The sequence below is a fragment of the Allocoleopsis franciscana PCC 7113 genome (assembly GCF_000317515.1).
Classification (GTDB): domain Bacteria; phylum Cyanobacteriota; class Cyanobacteriia; order Cyanobacteriales; family Coleofasciculaceae; genus Allocoleopsis; species Allocoleopsis franciscana.
Genome location: NC_019738.1, coordinates 6,375,598 through 6,391,528, shown reverse-complemented (window position 1 = coordinate 6,391,528; position 15,931 = coordinate 6,375,598). Strand labels below are relative to the sequence as shown.

General features: G+C 47.3%; 12 protein-coding genes. 4 read left to right on the top strand and 8 right to left on the bottom strand.

Features of this window, described 5'->3' with window-relative positions; all coding sequences use genetic code 11:
• Positions 1-118: 118 nt before the first annotated feature.
• Positions 119-1,213 carry a sulfotransferase gene (locus tag MIC7113_RS26250; RefSeq protein ID WP_015185229.1) on the top strand — a complete coding sequence of 365 codons (1,095 nt, stop codon included), beginning with the start codon at positions 119-121 and terminating at the stop codon, positions 1,211-1,213.
• Between the two features lie 192 nt (positions 1,214-1,405).
• Positions 1,406-1,963 carry an adenylyl-sulfate kinase gene (cysC, locus tag MIC7113_RS26245; protein WP_015185228.1) on the top strand — a complete coding sequence of 186 codons (558 nt, stop codon included), beginning with the start codon at positions 1,406-1,408 and terminating at the stop codon, positions 1,961-1,963.
• Positions 1,964-2,233: 270 nt separating this feature from the next.
• Here the strand turns inward: cysC and holB are convergent, their stop codons facing one another.
• On the bottom strand, positions 2,234-3,205 hold the full coding sequence (gene holB / locus MIC7113_RS26240) for a DNA polymerase III subunit delta' (protein ID WP_015185227.1): 972 nt from the start codon (positions 3,203-3,205) through the stop codon (positions 2,234-2,236).
• 95 nt (positions 3,206-3,300) lie between these two features.
• Positions 3,301-3,987, bottom strand: coding sequence for a dTMP kinase (tmk, locus tag MIC7113_RS26235; RefSeq protein WP_015185226.1), 687 nt, complete (start codon positions 3,985-3,987; stop codon positions 3,301-3,303).
• A gap of 249 nt (positions 3,988-4,236) precedes the next feature.
• Here tmk and MIC7113_RS26230 point away from each other — a divergent pair, with 249 nt between their 5' ends.
• Positions 4,237-4,584, top strand: coding sequence for a hypothetical protein (locus MIC7113_RS26230; RefSeq protein WP_015185225.1), 348 nt, complete (start codon positions 4,237-4,239; stop codon positions 4,582-4,584).
• A gap of 35 nt (positions 4,585-4,619) precedes the next feature.
• Here MIC7113_RS26230 and MIC7113_RS26225 read toward each other — a convergent pair whose 3' ends face one another.
• From MIC7113_RS26225 to MIC7113_RS26210, 4 genes are all read right to left on the bottom strand, one after another.
• The gene (locus MIC7113_RS26225) at positions 4,620-5,063 is read right to left on the bottom strand and encodes an FHA domain-containing protein (RefSeq protein WP_015185224.1); all 444 of its coding nucleotides are present in this window, start codon (positions 5,061-5,063) and stop codon (positions 4,620-4,622) included.
• Between the two features lie 326 nt (positions 5,064-5,389).
• Positions 5,390-7,885 carry a heavy metal translocating P-type ATPase gene (locus MIC7113_RS26220; RefSeq protein WP_015185222.1) on the bottom strand — a complete coding sequence of 832 codons (2,496 nt, stop codon included), beginning with the start codon at positions 7,883-7,885 and terminating at the stop codon, positions 5,390-5,392.
• 260 nt (positions 7,886-8,145) lie between these two features.
• The gene (locus tag MIC7113_RS26215; protein WP_015185221.1) at positions 8,146-11,094 is read right to left on the bottom strand and encodes a CHAT domain-containing tetratricopeptide repeat protein; all 2,949 of its coding nucleotides are present in this window, start codon (positions 11,092-11,094) and stop codon (positions 8,146-8,148) included.
• Between the two features lie 69 nt (positions 11,095-11,163).
• Positions 11,164-12,051: a DUF4384 domain-containing protein gene (locus tag MIC7113_RS26210; RefSeq protein ID WP_015185220.1), complete on the bottom strand. Its 888-nt coding sequence runs from the start codon at positions 12,049-12,051 to the stop codon at positions 11,164-11,166.
• A 367-nt stretch (positions 12,052-12,418) separates the two neighbouring features.
• Between MIC7113_RS26210 and MIC7113_RS26205 the strand changes: the two genes are divergently transcribed.
• Complete coding sequence (locus MIC7113_RS26205; RefSeq protein WP_015185219.1) at positions 12,419-13,093, top strand: PD-(D/E)XK nuclease family protein; 675 nt, start codon at positions 12,419-12,421, stop codon at positions 13,091-13,093.
• 75 nt (positions 13,094-13,168) lie between these two features.
• Here MIC7113_RS26205 and MIC7113_RS26200 read toward each other — a convergent pair whose 3' ends face one another.
• Both MIC7113_RS26200 and MIC7113_RS26195 read right to left on the bottom strand, forming a co-directional pair.
• Positions 13,169-14,530, bottom strand: a complete 1,362-nt coding sequence (locus tag MIC7113_RS26200) for a (Fe-S)-binding protein (RefSeq protein WP_015185218.1) — start codon at positions 14,528-14,530, stop codon at positions 13,169-13,171.
• 59 nt (positions 14,531-14,589) lie between these two features.
• Positions 14,590-15,930, bottom strand: a complete 1,341-nt coding sequence (locus tag MIC7113_RS26195; protein WP_015185217.1) for an FAD-binding oxidoreductase — start codon at positions 15,928-15,930, stop codon at positions 14,590-14,592.
• Position 15,931: the final 1 nt, after the last annotated feature.

The following is a 15,931-nucleotide window of genomic DNA, read 5'->3' as shown; positions in this document are numbered from 1 at the left end:
TATACCAAAAGTATGGTCTTTTTAAATTACAAATAAATTAGTATAGTTCTCAACAAATCCTAAGCGTAAAGAAGCTAATCAATCAGTAAATTTCAGTCATAGAGTTTGGAGGTTTTCCATGTCAACAAGTCAGAATACGAATCAGGTAGCTCAACGACCCAAGCCGATTTTGATGATTCCAATTAGACGTTGTGGTAGTCATGCCCTCCGTCTACGATTGAACTTCAGTCCAGATTTTTATTCTCCTTATCCATTGCATATCGTTGACTTTATGCCGCTTGTGGAACTTTATGGAGACCTTTCCAATGACTATACTTACTTTCAGTTAGTTATCGACCTTATTGGATTGCAAAATGCCACGATGGTCAAGTGGGATAATGTAGCCTTAGACCCAATTTCTGTTTTCGAGGCTGTCAAAAATCGTCCGCGCAGTGTCCATTCTATTGCCTGGGAGATGTTGTTTCAGGCTGGACAAAAACATAACGCTAAGGTGGTAATGGATAAGTCTCTTGATAATGTCCATTATGCTGAGGAGTTAATTTCCTTATTCGATGACCTGTTATTTTTGCATGTGGTTCGCGACCCGCGTGCTCAGGTTAATAGCATTAATCGCGCCATCATTCATGATTTTGATACACTGCTGAACACCCTAACCTGGGTGAAAGCCCAAGATGCGGCTAAGGATCTGGCTCAAAAATATCCCGATAAAGTTTTAACCATCAGATACGAGGATTTCTTGGTTAATCAGGAAGCGGTTCTGCGTAAAATTTGCCAATTTTTTGGCATAGAGTTCTTAAACTCAATGCTTGATGTTTCCGCTTCTCAGGAAGCCAAAAATATTTCTGTTTTGTCAGCTCTATGGCAAACCAACTCCAGCCCGCCGATTCCGGCTTATATCGATAAGTTCAAAAAGTCCATGAGTATGGATGATATTGAAATTATTGAGACAATTGCTGGAGATTACATGGATTACTACGGCTATGAAAAAATGACGCCTGCCAAAGCGAAGATTACGGAGGAAATGAGCGAAAACCTTCAAGCGCGGAGCGAAGTAAAAAAACAACGGGCATGGATAGAGCTGAGAGAAAATGCGCCACAGGATTATCAGCTAAGGAAGTTTAGGGCTACTTATCTTAATATGCTGAAAGCACGGTTATTGCAAGACAAGCCTGAGGAATTAAAAAATATCAAGAACGTTCATCAGATGGCTTGATTAGAGTTCTACTGCTAGTTGAATGACAGAAGTTTAGGGTAGTGTTGTCCTTTTTCTCAAGTGTCTTCATAAAGTTCCCCAAAAATAGTTTGTTTATTCAACCAGAACTTGCTGAAATTTTGGTTGTAGCATTGAGCCGATTCAAAGCTAACAGTAACATTGCTTAATTAACATTCCAGGAGCTAATGAATTATGCAGCATCAAGGAGTCACATTGTGGTTTACAGGTCTGAGTGGCTCAGGCAAAACTACCATTGCCAAAGCCGTTGAACATGAGCTTAAAGCCCGTCATTGCAAAGTTGAAATGCTCGATGGTGATATTGTGCGTACCAACCTATCTAAAGGTTTGACTTTTAGTAAGCAGGATCGCGATATCAACGTTCGTCGGATTGGCTTTGTGGCCAACCTGCTCAGCCGTAATGGCGTCGTGGCGATCACGGCTGCCATTAGTCCCTACCGCGCCATCCGCAATGAGATTCGGGAGATGACACAGAGCTTTATGGAAGTGTATGTGAATGCACCCTTAGAGGTTTGTGAATCTCGCGATGTTAAGGGTCTGTATGCATTAGCGCGATCGGGCGAGATTAAGAATTTTACTGGCATTGATGACCCTTATGAAGAACCTCTCAATCCGGAAGTGATCTGTTACACGGCAAAGGAAAGCATTGAAGAAAGCGTTGGCAAGGTGATCGCTGAGCTAGAACGATACAACTACATTTCTATGAGACAGCTTGCAACTATGGCAGTTTAAAACATCCTAGACCAGGGTGGCAGAAATAACTGACCAGCTAAAATCTCCCCTGCTCCCCTGCTCCCCTGCTCCCCCGCTCCCCTGCTTGCACAGAGGTGGTCAGAAACTTTTGCCGGGATGCACTAGTCGAGCTAGCCTCAAAGTTTATAACCGAAGCATCCCATGTATTAACAACATTGGATGCTTCTTCGAGTGAATGTATTACAGAGCCAATCGCTCGTATCCTAGTGAAGCGGTTTTATACAAAGATGCTATTGTTGTGCTTTTACTTTAGTTTTTAATCAATTCCAATAAGGTTACTTCCCAGACTAATCGCGGCTGAACGTAGCTGAGGATGTATTTTCGAGCTTGTTCTAGTTGTTGGATCATGGCGGGTTGATGCTGGGATTGCCAGTAACAGTGCTGTAAATACGTCACTAACCACAGTTGTGCTTCGGTATCGAGGGATTGGGCAATTGTCTTGGCGAGTTCTAGTGCATGGCGGGTTGATTTGGGTCGCTTTTTGACGGCTTCTAGCAAGGGTTCGGGGATTGATTGGAGTTGAGAGAAGGAGGCGATCGCGTCCCCTGGACTTCCTTGAGCGATCGCTAAAATGGATGGCTCATTGAGAATAGCCTCATGTCCCGTTTGCCGTAATACTTGTTCCATCTGGGACTGCGCTAGTCGATAAAACGGAATCCGCTGACATCGAGAGACGAGGGTTGGCAACAATGACTCCGCGCTGGGGGCAATTAAAATCAATGTGCCTTGTCCTGGTTCTTCCAGTGTCTTGAGCAAGCCATTAGCAGCGGCCTCTGCCATAGTTTCTGCTTGATCAATCACGACCATCTTGCGCGAGGCTTCCAGCGCTGAACGACTGAGAAATTGGGCTATTTCTCGGATTTGTTCCAGACGAATTTGCGGCGGTGCCTTGCGCTGAAGACCTTTTTCTGCGGCCTCCTGACGCGACAAGCGAATACCGTTATGGAGATAAGTTGGCTCCACCCAAAACACATCGGGATGGTTGCCTTGCCGCAGGCGTTTTTGTACTAATGGTTGCTTTTCCGGGGGGAGGGCTTGACAAAAAAAGAGTTCTATGAATGACTTGGCTGCCATACTCCGTCCCACGCCAGGAGGGCCAGCAAACAGATAAGCTGGAGCCATGCGATTCGTGGCGATCGCTCCCTGCAATAATGCGATCGCTTGCTCTTGCCCTAAGAGGGTGGAGAAAGCCTCTGAGACGACGGGTTGATGATGAATCATTGGCTCACACAGTTGAAGGCTGTTCGCGTAGCGTTCCCCGCAGGGGTAGGTCGAAGTTTAGAGGCACAACGTTTAACTTAACAACCTTTAAACCATCACCCATTACCCATTACCCATTCTCTCAACCGTTGACGCAATATCTGTTGAATCGCCGAATGCACCTCGTCCTCACTCCGACTCGCATCAATCCTGACAATTCGTTGGGGATAGGATGCTGCTAATTGGGCAAATCCCTGCTGTACCCGTTGGTGAAAGGCTAAGTCGGCTTGCTCCATGCGGTCGGCACTGCCCCGCAATCTAGCTCGTTTTAACCCGATTTCAGCATCAATATCCAGCCAGAGGGTCAAGTCACTTGCCAATCCGCCGGTTGCAATTTGGTTCAATTGCTCGATTAAGGTTAGGTCAAGACCGCGTCCGTAACCTTGGTAAGCCACTGTAGAATCCGTGTAGCGATCGCACAAAATAATCGCGCCTAATTTTAACTGAGGATTGAGCAATTCCTCAACATGTTGAGCACGGTCTGCGGCGTACATCAACAATTCTGCCCGGTCTTCAATCGATTGCCGTGTAGGGTTCGTCCCTGCATCTAATAATAGTTGACGTAGCTCTAAACCCAATGGTGTTCCACCCGGTTCTCTGGTAACGACAACCGGCGGAATTTTTTCACCCTCCCCAAAACGTTCTGCTAAACCAATCGCTTCCAGCCATTGTGAACATCTTTGGAGTTGGGTTGTTTTGCCACTCCCCTCCACTCCCTCAAATACAATTAACTTCCCACGCATCACTCAATTTGGGCTTAGCCCTGCTTTGTTATCACCACTGAGTCTTTTTTTACCTTTGTTTAAGGTTGCCGTAACCTCATGACACTTGTAGGATACAATTTTTTGATTCTTTTGATCCGGATGAACCCTTAATATGTTGGTAGCTGATCATAGTGGAGCATCGGCTTTTCATTTGACACTCCTATCATGAGCTTTTACATAGGTTCGATATGATAAGAGGGTCTAGCTATCTGACGCCCAGGGTTATATATGGCTCGCTACACTTGTTCGTTTACTGTTGCAATTTCCTTCGAGTATCTCCAGTCATCACTGATTGAGTTGCTGCAATCGTGCAATTTCGACATTATTTATGACACTGGAGACTACATCATGGCACGGGAATTTCCTGGCCGTGTCTCTTTTGCTAAGTTGGTAACGGTGGAAGTGTTGATTGACAAATCAACCGCCACCTCCCAAGAAGTGCGGATGAATTTTGTGATCAAAAACGAAGAGTTGCCTCTCCAAGTTGATAATCACTGCCACCAAATGTTCAATATGGTGCAAGAAGCTGTGGCGGAAAATCGCTATTGGCAACTCGTGGAAACTATTGCCGGATAATTCCTAACTGTTTTGTCAACCTATCAACGGTCTACTTACTCCCAAGAACTTATTTCTTCTGGGTCCCCAATCATCATGCCCGGACTAATCAGGGTAATGTCAAACTCATCGGGCGGCCCAGTTGGATTGGGATCGTTTCTTTTCAGTAAGTAATATTTGGCACTCACTTGTGGACCGAAAACCACTTCATCCTCATCTTCGAGATCGTGGGCTGGAAGTTTGCGACCATTAATTAACAGTCCATTGGCACTTGGCTTACCTTTAAGATTGCCATCGACAATCCGGTAATAGGGGCTACCATCCTCTCGTTGTCTTCGGACTAACGTAGCGTGTCGGCGAGAGACAAATTGGGAGAAGAGGCGGATTTCACACTTGGGGTCTCTGCCGATGGAATAGACTGCCTCTTCCAAGGGAAATTCTTTGCGCCCCTTGTCGTCTTCAATAATCAATAAATGGTGGTGTTTTTGTTGTCCAGCCATTGAAAATTTGTGATAAAGAGTGCAGTTGGTTGGGGAAAAAGCTGTGGTTTACTCACACTGACACATCTCTTAACCAGCTATCCTTGACTTTTGGGAGATTGGGATTGCAGGCTCTCAATGTGGTATTCCCTCAATCATCATAAGCACTCATGGAACTGAGCGGCAAAACTCCACTGTTAAAACTTTCCTGAATGGCGAAGAGGGTCAAAACGCTCTGATTGCCCTGATTCGTGCCAGGTTTTGAGAATTGTCCATTTTCTATTGTGGCATAATAAGCTACGCTACAGCTCCTCATCAATAGCCCAAGGTTATGGATGGCTGAGTCCTCAGTTTGATTTGGCTTTGAAGGCGCGACGCAGTAAGAGCGAATTCGTCACCACACTCACTGAGCTAAACGCCATGAAAGCACCCGCCGACGCAGGACTCAGGGCAATTCCGAATCCAGGAAGCAGCACACCACAGGCTGCGGGGATGCCGAGGGTATTGTAGCCAAACGCCCAAAATAAATTTTGCCGAATCTTGTTAAAGGTTGTCCGTGCCAACTCAATGGACTCCACCACATCCAGCAATCGAACATCTTGGGGACGGGTGGCACTGACACGCATTAAAATAATCCCTGCTGTTTCTCTTGCTACATCCGTGCCGACATGTAAGGAAATGCCAACATCGGCTTGAGCTAAAGCGGGGCCATCATTAATACCATCTCCCACCATGGCGACACGGCGTCCCTCGGATTGCAGGGTCTGAATTGCAGCCGCTTTACCATTCGGACGAACCCCAGCCAGCACATGATCAGGGTGGATTAAGAGTTGTTGTGCGATCGCTCTGGCTGAGTCAAGCTGGTCGCCGGTCATTAACATCACTCGAAATCCCAGGGCTTTGAGGCGTTCGACGGTTTCCTTGGCATCGGGTCTAAGCACATCACGGGCAGCCAGTACTCCAGCCAGAACCCCATCAACGGCGACGTAAACCACCGTTTTACCTGCATCCGCTAAGACTCGAACCTGTTGATTAACCGTGTCACTCATCTTAATACCTTGCTGAGCGAGCCAGTCCGCATTCCCCAGCCATACCCGTCGATTTTCCACCATTGCCGATATCCCTAAACCGGGTTCGGTGTAAAAATCTTGAGCCTCTAACATCGGTAGTTCTTGCTGGTGCGCCGTAGTCCGAATGGCTGATGCGAGGGGATGAGAGGTACCTGTTTCGGCAGCGGCTGCCCATTGCAGTAGTTTTGTTGCTGAAGCTTGAGTCAAAAGGGTGTCCCCATGACCGTTACGATGGGATTCGTTACCCTCAAACAACCCGGATTCCAGCCAGGGGAGGCAATCCGTCACCGTGGGTTGACCCGTGGTGAGGGTGCCTGTCTTATCAAACACGATCGTATCTAGCTGATGGGCACGCTCTAAAATGTCGCCGCCTTTGATTAAAATGCCCCGTTCTGCACCCAGCGTCGTCCCGACTAAAATTGCGGTGGGTGTCGCCAGTCCTAGGGCACAGGGACAAGCAATCACTAAAACGGTGATCGCCAGTTTCAAACTCAACAGTAAAGGAGAGGTTGAGGTCGGTTGAGCCATGCCGTGTCCCATCATGTCCGCCATTGGGGATAAGACATGAGGCCAGATTTTCGTGCCAGCAAGGTACCAAAACAAGAAGGTTAGGGATGCGATCGCTAACACGCCATAGGTAAAATAGCCGGCTACGGTATCGGCGAGTTTCTGTACCGGTGCCTTACGGGTTTGAGCTTCTTCAACGAGGGCAACAATCTGCGCTAGGGTAGTTTCTTCACCCGTGCGAGTGGCCTGAAGTGCGATCGCACCGGATTGGTTCAATGTACCTGCCGTTATCGGGTCTCCGGGTTGCTTTAACACCGGGATCGGTTCCCCTGTCAGCATCGACTCATCCACCAAAGACTGACCCGCCATTACCTCGCCGTCTACGGGTATTTTTTCCCCAGGCAACACGCGCAACCACTCTCCCACCCGGACTTGCTCAACGGGAATTTCGATTCCTAGTTGTTCAATTTCTCCCTTACCCTTGCCAGGGGAGGTAGCCGTTGATGTCGATTTGCCGATTAAACGCGCTACCTTCGGCTGGAGTGCCAACAATGATTCAAACGCCGAGGCGGCACGTCGTCTTGCTCGTTGCTCTAAAGTACGACCCAAGAGGATAAAGCCTAACATCATCACCGGTTCGTCGAAGAAGCAATCCCATCCCAGGTGGGGAAAGAATAAGGCGACACAACTTGCCGTGTAAGCGGTGAGTGCCCCCAACCCTACTAATGTGTTCATGTTCGGGGCTTGATGCCATAAACCCTTCCAGCCATCAATGATAATGGGACGCCCTGGCCCTAGTAACGCCAGAGTTGCCAGTCCCCAGTGGAACCAGATATTACTCAACACCGGCAGCATCGGCGCATCCATCCAATGACCGATATGCCCGATCAGGGAGAGGAAGATTAGGACGGCGGCGATCGCTAATCGACGAACTTGCTCTCTCGCTTCTTGTGCATGTCTCTCGGCAGGGGTTCGGGTGTCGGGAGTCGCAGGCATCCTGCCGGCTTGAGCGCGGGGTTGAGAGGGAAAACCTTTAGCCGTTAACTGTTCTGCGATTGAGGCTGGATCAACGGTACCCGTTTCGCATTCGACTACTGCCACCTCAGTAACCAAATTGACACGGGCGGAAACAACGCCGGGATGCTGGCTCAGTTGACGTTCCACAACACTGACACAGCCTGCACATCTCATGCCTGTAACGTCCAGAGCGATCGTCTCTACCGATGACGTTGGTGTTGTTGGGGCAATATCGGGGGTAACTTGCATACAAAAGTCAACAACTTTGATAATTCTTAATGTTGCTCGGCGCTTAATCGCAGGGTACGCCGCTATCTGTGAGCATACGCGAAACACCGCCCAGTTTAATCTATCGTAGAGCTCCTAGGAGGCATAGCAGGGGGAGATTTATCGTTTACAACTTAACCCATTGAAGTGAGGAGGTGATACGCGATGGCATTAATTCCATCCCTCTAATTTTGCAATAGCTGTAGTATCCCCCTGACACACCCAAGCTCCCCAGAACTACTTCAAAGTGGAGGGGATGCATCCCCTTGGCAAATGAAGGCTCCCCAGTATTTAGGATGAGCATAGGGGCGGTACATTTCATGTTTTTGACACAATTTTCGTAAATGGTTGCCAATGCCTGGGCTGCGCTCTGTGATGCGGGTAATCGCTTCTGGGGTGAGCCATTGGGGTCGCATTTGGGCAATGGTCAAGTCTCGGACGTAGAACTGTGCTTGCTTTAGGGCTTTGGCACGACCCATTTTCTCGGTGAGCAGATTGTGATAAAGTCGCTCCATTAAAATTGCCGTCGCTACATCGGGAACACTCCACAGGCTCATTACTAGCGTTTGCACCCCTGCTAGGACAAAGGCTCGTCGCAACCCCAATACCCCTTCTCCTACCTGCACATCACCTAGCGCGGTTTGACAAGCAGAAGCTACGACTAACGCTGTCGCCGCGAGGTTAATGCCACTAGCTCCTTGTGCGGTGAGCAGTCCATCTTCGGCTTCTGGGGGGAGTTTGCCGCCTTGTAACAGGGTATTGGCTCCGGCAAAGGCTAAGCCGGAACGCGCTAAGGGGTTTTGCTGTGCGGCTGAGTGCAAGCGCTGGAAACTCATCATCTGTGGCGGTGGGGTTTCTGGGCGAGTTTCGAGAAAGTAGCCATGTGTGGCAATGTGCAATATCCAGGGGGACTGGCAACGGCTAACCAGGGATTTTAAGGCTTGCGTTCCCATTTGCGGGGTTACGCCTAACTGTGCAGCGACTTGCGCTCCCTCTATTCGGGTGGCGGGAATGGGTTTGAATACTTCGCCGTTTCCTCGTCCTAAGTCTCGATGGAGTTCGCTGAAATCGGGCGACTGGAAGTCGCGGCTACACGAACTAAACCCGCCTACGCGGGTTTCACAGTCTTCAATAGAGTCCGCGAAGGCGGACTTTGTTTGTGTAGCCCCAGACTTCCAGTCTGAGGGGCTTGGGTGGGATTCGGACAAAACCAAATTATAATCGGGGTCAGCGATGACTAGAGGTTTAGTCGGTTGCACTAAAGTTTGTGTCGCACCGAAGCGGAGTAAGTCGCGCCCGACACTCAGGTAGCAGAGTTCGTAATCTTCCATTAAATAGCGTCCCTCGGCGGTGGGCAAAACGCCAAAGGGCAAGCAGCAAAGTTCGCCATCGGGTGCGAGAAATACTTGCTGATTCGGTGTGAGATATGGCTTGAGGGGGTCAATCAGTTTTTGGCGCAGTTCCACTTCTGGGGGGATGAGTTCTGGCTCCTCTGGGATTGAGTCTAAGTCGTCCAAATCTAAATCGCGATCGCCCGATACAGATTTGCGAAACACCCGAATCAAGTTGTCGATGAGTTCCGCTTCCCCCAAGTCAATCATTTGTAATTGCTCTGGCTCCTTAGCAGGTAAGATAAAGGCAAGATAACGAGCCGGGAGCCATTGGGAATCACCCTTTGCCAAGATTGCGTTGAAGTTGAAGACATTGAAACGCACGAACTCCACTAGGGTTGCGCCTTCCGGGAGAGCCAAAGCTATAGCACGGTGATTAGCTGTGTCTAGTTGCTTTTGCAGATTCATCTCTGGAATCTGGCGGCTGAGCGATCGGTCTAGCTCATCTCTTTGGTGGTACAGTGTGGCAAGCTGAGTTTCGTATGCTGCCAACTGTTCAGGGGGTGGGACATTCCAAGCGAGGCTGGCAATTTGATTGTCCAGTTGTCGCAGTTGTTCTAGTTGCGGAGTTAGATGACGGTAGCGATCGCTCAAAACAGAAATTCGTTGCATGGCTGCTGCTTCAGTGCCTAAGCCTTTGCGTCGGAGAACTAAATCAAAAGCTGCTCGGACAGCATCAGAATCATTCGGCAAGTATTGAGCCACCAGAGATAAAAACATCTCCAACAGATACCTGTTTTGTTGCAAGTAGGTCAGCCGTTGGTTATCACTAGTGATAGAGAAGATTTGACCCAACACTGGGTTTTGAATGTTTGCCGCATCCTGTATTAGGCGTAGCGCGTCTTGAGGATAGTCAGTTGCTGCCTTTAGTGTTGCTAAGTTACTTAGGATATTGGCATAGTTGGGATGAGCTGTGCCTAGCTTGGCTCCTGTAATATCCTTAGCTTCGTGATACAGGGGTTCTGCATCAGGGAAGCTACCCATAGCTCGGTAAAGCTCTGCCAAGTTATTCAGGCTTTGGGCATAGTCAGGATGGTCTGTGCCTAGCTTAGCTTTAATCTCCAAAGCTTTCCGACACAAGGGTATAGCTTCCCAGAAGCGACCCATAGCTTGGTAAAGAGCTGCCAAGTTATTTAGTCCAGAGGCATATTCAGGATTGTCCGTACCTAGTTCGGTTGCAAAAATCTTCTTAGCTTGCAGTAACAGGTCTTCTGCATTTTTGAAGTCACCCATAGCTTTGTACAGGAGTGCCAAGTTATTTAGTGTAGTGGCATAATCGAGATTATCTGTACCTAGCATCTCTTCTGTAATATCCTTAGCTTCCTGATACAAGGGTTGAGCATCAGAGAAGAGATCCATAGCATAGTAAAGCCCTGCCAAATCATTCAATGTAGAAGCATAATCGGGATGGTACTTGCCTAGCTTTTCTTCTCTAATCTCCAAAGCTTTTCGATACCGGAATTCTGCCTCAAAGAAGTTACCCATAACTTGGTAAAGCTTTGCCAAGTTATTCAGGATAGTGGCATATTCAATATCGTCTGTACCTAGCTCATTTCTATGAATCTTCTCAACTTGCAGATACAGAGACTTAGCCTCAGATAATCGAAATGCAGCATAGTACAACAATGCTAAGGTATTGAGGGTATCGCGATAGTAAAGATGCTTTGTACCGAAATAGGCTTTTGTCAGATCACAAGCTTGTTGAGCAAAAGGAATTCCTTGTTCGTACTGTCCATGCTGGTACGCTGTAAATGCCGTCTGATTCAGCCAAATAATTTGACTTATAACTTGCTCTGACATAATAAAATCTCAGTATTTTTGAACGAGAGATGGTGTGTAGGCGACACTACTAATCTCAACTTCTCTTACCTAGCTTGTCACGACGAAAGTTTTGTAAAATACATGACAGTTAGACTGCTGCCCCAGAAGCTTGAAAATCTCATAGAGGCGGTTATCATCCACAACAATATCTTTAGGATGAGAATCAGGACGTACCCAAGACAAACTCAAAGGTTTCTCGGTAACAATAGCTAAGAAATACTCCTCTCCAAGACCATTGAATTTTAACCCTACATTTTTAGCGATCGCCTCCTCTAGAGGTAAATACAAAGGACTTCTTAAGAACAGCGGTTCAGATAGAGCAAACGCCCTAGAAGGACAGATACAATATTTCTCCCCATCCACCCCCTCATTAATCAGCAGCAGATAGCCTTCTGATCGCAAATCAACTTGCAGCTTGTATCGTTCCCCCTTCCGTATAGTTTCTTCAATAACGTCTGGAATACCTTCCAAATCCAAATTCCGATTTCCATCAGCCGCAACCATCGGCTTCATCTGCAATTGTTCAATAGCACAAACCGCCATTTCCTTTGACAACTGCCACCCACGACGGGGAAATTCTGTCTCCCATAACCACTTATAAACAATTTGCCAAGGTGATTCTTTAGGCTTACCACGTCCCGGATTCAGCTTTTCAAATTCAACACCATCAGCTTGCATTTGGGCTTCAAACTTATCCTTTATCTTCTTGACTACATCCCCCACTGTGGGATTAATTGAGCTTTCTGAAAAGCCACCGTTCAATTGCTTGCTAATCTGAGCCGCAATTTGAGTATGCTCGACATTATTCCAATTGCTGGGATGAAATCGAAGCTGAAAACATAACTTTTGCACTTCGGAGTGTTGACGTGGTGGAAACATTTGTTCTGTTAGGTCTTCTAGGAATTTTTCTTGAAGACAGTTTGCTGGTGATACCATGTCATTCCTCCTTATTTTTAGCGTCCCTCAGACTGGAAGTCTGGGGCTATACAAACCAAGTCTGCCTGCGCGGACTAGCCTCTCTTTCATCTCCCCTTAGTAAGAGAGGATAGAGGGAGGTGAAACCTGCGTAGGCAGGTTTTGTTTGTGTAGACGCGGTTTCAACCGCCCATTAGAGAATTGTGATTTATCTTCGATGATGCCCTAAAAAACTACTAATACTAAAGAATTATCGGAAATGCTATTTAGCGCTATTTATGACTATTTGCCATTATTTCTAGCTACTAAAATCAATATAAAAAGCATTTACCTCAATTTTTCAAACCCTTATCTTTGGCATTAGAGATATTGCTTAAGCAAAACAGCGATGAATTATCAAAAATATCAATCCGAAAGAACCCAAATGGAAAAACCAGCTAAAAAACGCTTCAAATCTTATGCCTGGGTGACCTGGCTTGCCTCGCTGCTAGCTGGAGAGAAACTATGCAAATACGCAGTATGGCTGCCTACCCAGTACCAATTTGAAAAGCCACTCAGCAACTATGACTTCTCCGAACACGACGAAATGGTCATTCAACGGGCTTCCCAGCTTCAAGCTGAAGGCTTCACAGTATATGTAGAGTATGCCAACTCACTCAAAGTCAACGGCAAAATTTATGATATCTGTGTCGCTGGAAGACCAGACATTGTTGCTATCAAAGATGGTTGGGTAGTTGTCGAAGACTGCAAAACAGGTAAGCGTCGAGACTCACATCGCTTTCAGGTATTGCTATATATGCTGCTGTTACCCCTAGCACCTGAAACCAAACATTACTGCCAAGGTCAAATACCACACGGACGGCTGGTTTACCCAGATGGTACGGTAGAAATTCCAGCCTGGGCTGTCGATCACCAATTCAAACAGCTTCTCCGCCAAACCATCGCCACAATCTGTAGCGCCACACCCCCAAACCCAACTCCTAGCAATTGGGAGTGTCGCTACTGTAATATTCCCGATGCCTACTGTTCGGCAAAAAGCGATCGCATCCAGGCAGCTAGCTGATGGAATTAGATTCCTTTTCCTACCTAACTCCCCCTCTCCCAAAGTTGGGAGAGGGGTTAGGGGTGAGGGCAATCTCTACTTTTGCAACTTCACCCTGCGAATCGAATAATCCAACAACTCCATCGGATGCATCAAACTAACTTCCTTCCCCTTCAACCGCAAATGCTTCTGAATTTGCAACGAACAACCCGGATTAGCCGAAGCAATTAACTCCGCCCCAGTATTGAGCAAATTCTCTACCTTTTGCTGTCCCAAATCATCCGCCACTTCTGGTTGCAGCATATTGTAAACTCCAGCACTACCACAACACAACGCCGCATCAATCGGTTCCCGTAACTTCACATTCGGAATTTGCCGCAAAAGTTGCCGAGGTTGCACACTAATCTTTTGCCCATGTAACAAGTGACAAGCATCTTGATAAACCATCATCAGCGGTTCATCCGTCAGCGGTGAAAGTTGCGTAGTTAGTCCCACTTGCGCCAAAAATTCTTGTGCATCTTTGACCTTAGCTGCAAAGGCTTTTGCCTTTTCCCGATACTCTAAATCATCATCTAAAATGTGCCCATATTCCTTCAGCGTATGACCACAACCCGCCGCATTAATAATGATGTAATCAACATCCGTCCCGGCAAAACTATCAATCATTTGTCGTGCCAACGCTTTTGCTTGTTCCTTTTGCCCTTGGTGTTCCGGTAAAGCCGCACAACACCCTTGAGTTTTCGGAATCACCACTTCACAACCATTTGCCGTTAAAACCCTCACGGTTGCCTCATTCACGGGTGAGAAAAATAAGCGTTGGACACACCCCAAAATCACCCCCACTCGGTAACGTTTCTTCCCTTGAGCCGGAATAATAGTTGGGAAATTGTCTCGAAAAGAATCTAGAGTAATTTGCGGCAAAATTGCATCCATTGCCGCCAACCTAGGGAATACTTTCTTCAACAAACCCGTAGAACGAACCAGTTTCTGCAATCCTAATTTCTGATAGACATAAAGAAACACCAGAAAAGGGCGCAGGCGTTTGGGATAAGGAAATAGATTAAAAATCAGAGTTCTGATCAATCGGTCAGGTAAACTACGCGGATAGTTTCGTTCAACCTGAGGCCGAGTCGCCGCAATTAACTTATCGTATTGGACACCAGAAGGACAAGTCGTTACACAAGCCAGACACCCAAGGCAAGAATCAAAATGTTGCGCTGTAGCCTCACCCAGAGACGCCTCACCATTCTTGATCGCATCCATCAAATAAATCCGACCCCTAGGAGAATCCATCTCCTTACCAATCACCCGATAACTCGGACAAGTGGATAGACAAAACCCACAGTGAACACAAGTATCTATTAATTTCTGTTCAGGAGGATGTTGAGCATCAAAACCACTCACTGATTCTGGTATTGTCTCAATTGATTGAGTGAAACCCTCTGGTAAAGTTTGCATATTTTCTCTCTTTCTAATCTCTTAACTGTGTGTTCTCTGTGCCTGGAGTGGTTTATCTCTTAAATCCCTGCCACAAACCGATCAGGACTCAAAATATTTTTCGGGTCAAACTGTTGCTTAATTTGACGCATAACCTTCAGCGCATTGCCTTTATAACCCCAAACATCTAGCTGCTGCTTCAACGAAATCGGTGCCTCCAAAACCGTCAGAAAACCCCCTTGAGACTCACAGTATTGTCGCAGTTCCCCAATAATCTGAGGCGTCACCGTTCCTGAATCAAGACGTAATCGCCCCAACCCACTTGCATGAATTAACCCCAATCCCGTTGAGGATGTTAGCGCATCCAGCTTTGTCAAAGTCGTAACAGCCGCTGTTGGTAATACCCCTATTTTGCAAGTAATGGCAGGTTCCTGTGAGGCTTGCCAAATTTTTTCTGACAATGATTGCCATAGAGTTCCTTCCTCAGCCTCCGTATACACAGTGCCTTGTAACCCTAAATTTTGCCCCACCTCAAGCAACCGGGATGATTGCTCCTGCACACTTTCCTTCACACTTTGGAAACGTACCATTAAGCCTATGCCTTGACTCAAACCCAGTTGCTTGACAAGCTCAGATGAGAGTAAATCAGCAGTGGTAGGCGTCAAAGCCGACCCTAAAAGGGTTTTTGTCACAGAAGCAGTAGCTTCCGCTTTACCCGTCAACACCACAGTTCCTGAGGCTTCCGGGATTGGATATGCACGTAAAGTAACTTCTGTCAATATCCCCAACGTGCCATAGGAGCCGGTGAACAGCTTCATCAAGTCATAACCCGCCACATTCTTCACCACCCGACCCCCAGCTTTAGCGAGTTGTCCATCACTGCGGACAAAGGAAATCCCCAGCAGCATATCCCGAACCCCGCCATACCGATGACGCCAAGAACCACTATCGGCGGTGGCAATAATTCCACCTAGGGTAGCCTGTTGAGCATAGGCAGGGTCGAGGGGCAGAAATTGATTCTCCTGGCGAAGCAGGTTTTGCAAGTCAGCTAGTTTAACACCCGCTTCTACCGTAACCGTTAAATCACCCACCGCATGTTCAATTACCCGGTTCAGGCGTTCAGTACTGATTACAAGGTCAATGTCTTTACCCACCCCACCCCAGCCTAATTTACTCCCACTCCCGCAGGGAAGCAGGCTCCAACCGTTGCCATCAGCATAAGTGATAACACTCTTGAGTTGTTCTACTGTATGAGGATAAACAATACAACTGGGGATATTCTGTAGCGTGTTGGCTCGATTGATTCGTTCTTGCCAGATGGGTGGCAAGTGTTCCCAGTCAAAAATGGCAGACTCCCCAACAATTGGTTCAAGTTTTTGGGCGATAGACGCTGCTACGTCCCGCTTGGCTATGGCGTTCATG